Source organism: Pseudomonas morbosilactucae, assembly GCF_023241665.1.
In the GTDB taxonomy this organism is placed as follows: domain Bacteria; phylum Pseudomonadota; class Gammaproteobacteria; order Pseudomonadales; family Pseudomonadaceae; genus Aquipseudomonas; species Aquipseudomonas morbosilactucae.
This window is the reverse complement of record NZ_JALQCX010000102.1, coordinates 1-4,272: the sequence shown is the minus strand read 5'-3', so window position 1 is coordinate 4,272 and position 4,272 is coordinate 1. Positions and strand designations below refer to the sequence as shown.

Sequence of the window (4,272 nt, the reverse complement as noted above, 5' to 3'; positions counted from 1 at the left end):
GGGGGGTAGTCGGTTATTCGGTGGCCGGAGTAGTGGCCGCTTGTTTTGCCAAGGCCTTGCGGACCTTCTCGATGCGGGTGTCGTTGCCGGCCTGCGCGTAAAGCTCTGTCGAGCGCTCCAGGTGCTTGAGCGCAACGTCGAAATTCCCCGCCTCCATGGCGCGCATACCGATCAACTTGTGGTACTTGCTGGGGATCTGCTCAGTCAGCTGCCATTCGCCGTCGACAAGCGGCAGCAGGTCAGACAGGTAGGGCTCAGGGCTGCGGCCGGCCTTGTACTCGGTGTAAGCCCACTCGTAGACCGCATCCGCAACAAAGGTCTGGATATCGCGGCGCTTGAAGCGCTCAGGCATTGGCTGACCTTGCTCGATCAGAAAGTCCGCCAGTTCCAGGGCGTCGTCGAACTGCGCGGTATCCAACAGCCAGACCATTACCTGCACCGCAACGCGATTGTGGAAACTCAGCCCCGATTCGCAGTAGCGCTGGACGTAGTCCTGGTACTTGGGCAACAGTTCGTCGCGCTTGAGTGCCTGTTTGCTGGCCAGGTTCTTGAGCGCGCTCAGGCGCTCCAGATCCTGGTCCAGTGCCGCTTCCTGCAGCAGCAGGTGTTTGCGGGCATTGGCCGGACTGCTCAGGGCCTCGGCCGGTGAATAGGCCACCGGCGCACCTGCAGCAGCCACTACGGCGGCAACCCCCAAGGCCAGGGTGCGGCGCTTGTGCGCCAGGGCCAGACTCACTTGGCCACCTCGATGTTTTCCATCAGCCCAGCCTTCTCCAGTTGCTCGACCACATAGCCCTCGTTGCGGCTGTTGTAGTCCTCAACGCGGGAGCGCTTCGGGTTGTCGACGGTCTGCTTGCGCCAGCTGGAGTCCTGGTAATAGATCGACAAGTTGTCGAAGCTGGTGACCAGAATCGCATCGACCGGGAAGTGCGGGACGCTGAAAGCCGCCAGGCCGCCGTAGGTGGCGATCACCTGGGCCAGTTCGATACGTTCTTTCTCGGTCGGGGTGTCAGCCTGCTTGCTGTACAGCTTGGCCTTATCGGCGGCGAGCAGATCGGAACCGATGATCGCCACCAGGTCGCCGTTCTCGCGCAGACGTTCGTCCACCAATTGTTTGGCGTCATGAACTGCGGCATCGAGGTTGGCGTAGTCGCCATCGGCGCCAATGACAATCTTGCCGGCCACCTTACCTTCGGCCAGGACCTGGTGCGGCGCTTGGGTACGCAGGATCTGCAGCCAGCCGATGTTCACGTCCTGGAGCAGCGGATACTGGATAACGTCGGTTTGCACGGCCGCGTGGGTACCGTGGAAACCGATCATCATGCGGTCCAAGGCGATCTGCTTCTGCACGGCGGCAGAGTATTTCTGGTGGAAATCCGGGAACTTGGCCCAGGCGTCGATCTTGGCGTACGGCAGCCCTACATCGGACTGGGTGTCGTGCAGTTCGTACAGGTTGTTGTCCAGACCGGAGGCGTCCTTTGCCTCGCGATCGGTGGTCTTGGTGTTGGTACGGCCAGTAACCGGGCCGTTGGTACCGATGAAGACCTTTTCGCCCTTGATCTCGGTCACCGGGACGACGTTGATCCGCTCAAGGAAGTCCGCTTTCGCGGTGATCGCGTCGTTCAGCTCCTGGGTGATCGACGGTTCAACGCTGAACTGGGTGCTGACCAGGTCGACGCCGTAGTTTTCAGCAAGGGCCAACTGCAGCTGGGCGAACATTTTCGCGCCGAAGGCGCTCAGGTTACGGGCCATGTCAGAGCACCCGCTTTTTGACAGGGGCCACTGGACCGGCATTGCGCGGCAGTTGGCGACCGGTTGGGGTGTTCTGAATCACGCTGAACTGCTTTTGCAGGCTCGACAGCGCAGCCAGCACAGCAGCGTTAGAGCCACCCTTGCGGCGGAACTCGCGCTCTTCTTCGGCAGTGGTGACGATCTGGTCTACAGCGGCGCTCACGTCATCGACCAGTTCCTGGTCGGGTTCTGGTGCATCTTCAGCGGCGGGCTCGATTACGGCCTGAATGCCGGCAGCGACGACCAGCAGCTGGGCCAGCAGGGCTTTCAAAGCCGTTGCGGTAGCTTCATCCATTGGGGGTTTGCTCTCGGTTGGGGTTGACGGGGTTGCGGGAGGGGCGTCGGTGCTAAAGCGCTTGAGTAGCCCTGAAAACAAAGTGAAAAACTTATTCAGCTCGCTGGCTGCCGGGATGTCTTCAAGCGGGCCCAGTTCGACAGAGGCGGCGTAATACCCGTCCTTGCCAGTCCGGTGGGAAAAGTAGAGTTCTTGAGTGCCAATGCTGGCGGGTTCATCTGTCACCGCCAGGCCACCCAAATAGGCCTTGCCACTGCCGCGGAAGTTGGGCCTGATTTCAATGCTGGTGAACAGCTTCTGACCTTCGTCATTGAGTGCCAGTAAACGGTCGTTGGGCTTGAGCTGGGCCTCCAGCGCGACTTCACCGGGCTCTAGGTCTTCGCCTTCTTCAATCAAGCGGACCGCGAATACAGTCCCGAAACAGCCCTGCCAGCGTTCATGTTCACACCAGATAACAGCGGTATAAAAAGACGGCTTATAGGTCTCAGCGATATCGCGCAGTTCCTGGGGAAGGATCTCGCGGCCATCAGCGGTGGTGCCGCTGGTGGCGACACGTTTCCAGTACGAAACAAGGGAACGGGGCATGGGCGTTAACTGCGCTCAATCGGTTGAATGAGCCGCCACGATAGGGAGCCGTTTGCCCCCAAACAAACGGTTCAAATCCGCGCTTCTCCTAGATTCAAGATCTAGGAAGAAGGCGGAATTTAACCCCGCGTTTCTCGCGTTTTCGCCGCATAGACTGCGGCCCATGTACTACTCGACCGAAGTTAAAGAAGCCGCCAAACGCCTGTTTCTGCGCCGCTGTAAGGCCAAGGAAATTCAGGCGCAACTCAACCTGCCCAACATCCGGATCGTCTACTACTGGATCCGCCAGGGCGGGTGGGAAGACATGCTGTCGGATGAAGAGCCGCTGACCGCTGTTGGCCGTCGTATCACCCTGCTCCTGGACAAAGTGGGCAACCTGTCAAAGGACGAACTAAACGAGCTGGACCGGCTGACGTTGGTGCGTGAGCGACTGCTGAAACAAGCGGCCAAGCCCACACCGGTGGCAGCGGTCGACGATGACCAGGGCGAGCGCCAGGAGCCCCGCCAGCGCTCCCGTGGGGATCGTTCAGGCCGTAGCGAGGGTGGCGGCAAGAAGAAGGAGAAGAAGGCCAAGAACGACATCAGCGGCCTGACCGAAGTCGACTTCCTGGATAAGTTCATCTCCAAGATGTACCTCTACCAGCAGGAGCTGTTTGCCGCCAAGCAAAACCCGCTGACTTGCCGGATCCGGAACATCCTCAAAAGCCGCCAGGTGGGCCTGACCTACTACTTCGCCGGCGAGGCGTTCATGGACGCCGTGTTGAGCGGCGATAACCAGGTGTTCCTGTCGGCCAGCCGATCGCAGTCGGAGATCTTCCGCAGCTACATCATCCAGTTTGCCAGGCAGTGGTTTGATATCGAGCTGACCGGCAACCCGATTGTGCTCAGCAACGGCGCCGAACTGCGTTTCCTGTCCACCAACAGCAGCACGGCCCAGGGCTACCACGGGCACGTCTACGTCGACGAATACTTCTGGATCCGCGACTTCGAGAAGCTCAGCACCGTGGCCAGCGCCATGGGCACCCACAAGAAATGGCGCAAAACCTATTTCTCGACGCCCAGCGCGGTGTCGCATCAGGCGTACCCGTTCTGGTCCGGTGAAGAGTTCCGGAACAGCAAGCGCGGGAAAAAGGCTGGCGGCACCTGGCCGGCGGAATCGGCTTACACCCAGGGCGCGCTGTGCCCGGACGGTCAATGGCGCAAGACCATCACCATCCAGGATGCGATCGACGGCGGCTGCGATCTGTTCGATCTGGAGCAGCTGCAGCTGGAGTACGACGAGGACAAGTTCCAGCAGTTGTTCTACTGCAAGTTCATCGACAGCACGCAGAGCGCGTTCGGCCTCAAGGACCTGGAGCGGTGCTATTCCGATCTGTTGTTGTGGGAGGACTACGACCCCGAACTGGACCGACCTTTCGGCAACAGCCCGGTCTGGATCGGCTACGACCCAAGCCGCACCCGCGACGACGCCACCTGTGTGGTTGTTGCTCCGCCGCTGGAGCCCGGGGCGAAGTTCCGGATCCTTGAAAAGCACAGCTGGCGGGGGCAGTCCTTCAAGTATCAGGCCGACCAGGTCAAGAAGCTCACAGAGCGCTTCAACG

4 protein-coding genes are annotated in these 4,272 nt (G+C 60.4%); 1 reads left to right on the top strand and 3 read right to left on the bottom strand.

All coding sequences use genetic code 11. The features are described 5' to 3' along the window. Positions 1-13: 13 nt before the first annotated feature. From gpM to M1B35_RS31715, 3 genes are read right to left on the bottom strand one after another with little or no spacing between them, the layout of a single operon-like run. Positions 14-736: a phage terminase small subunit gene (gpM, locus tag M1B35_RS31725; protein WP_268264059.1), complete on the bottom strand. Its 723-nt coding sequence runs from the start codon at positions 734-736 to the stop codon at positions 14-16. Beyond that, positions 733-1,752, bottom strand: a complete 1,020-nt coding sequence (locus M1B35_RS31720) for a phage major capsid protein, P2 family (RefSeq protein ID WP_268264058.1) — start codon at positions 1,750-1,752, stop codon at positions 733-735. The genes gpM and M1B35_RS31720 overlap by 4 nt, the downstream gene beginning before the upstream one ends. Position 1,753: 1 nt before the next feature. After that, complete coding sequence (locus M1B35_RS31715; RefSeq protein ID WP_268264057.1) at positions 1,754-2,671, bottom strand: GPO family capsid scaffolding protein; 918 nt, start codon at positions 2,669-2,671, stop codon at positions 1,754-1,756. A gap of 163 nt (positions 2,672-2,834) precedes the next feature. Between M1B35_RS31715 and M1B35_RS31710 the strand changes: the two genes are divergently transcribed. Then, the coding region (locus tag M1B35_RS31710; RefSeq protein WP_268264056.1) for a terminase large subunit domain-containing protein at positions 2,835-4,272 on the top strand (1,438 nt) is incomplete at its 3' end.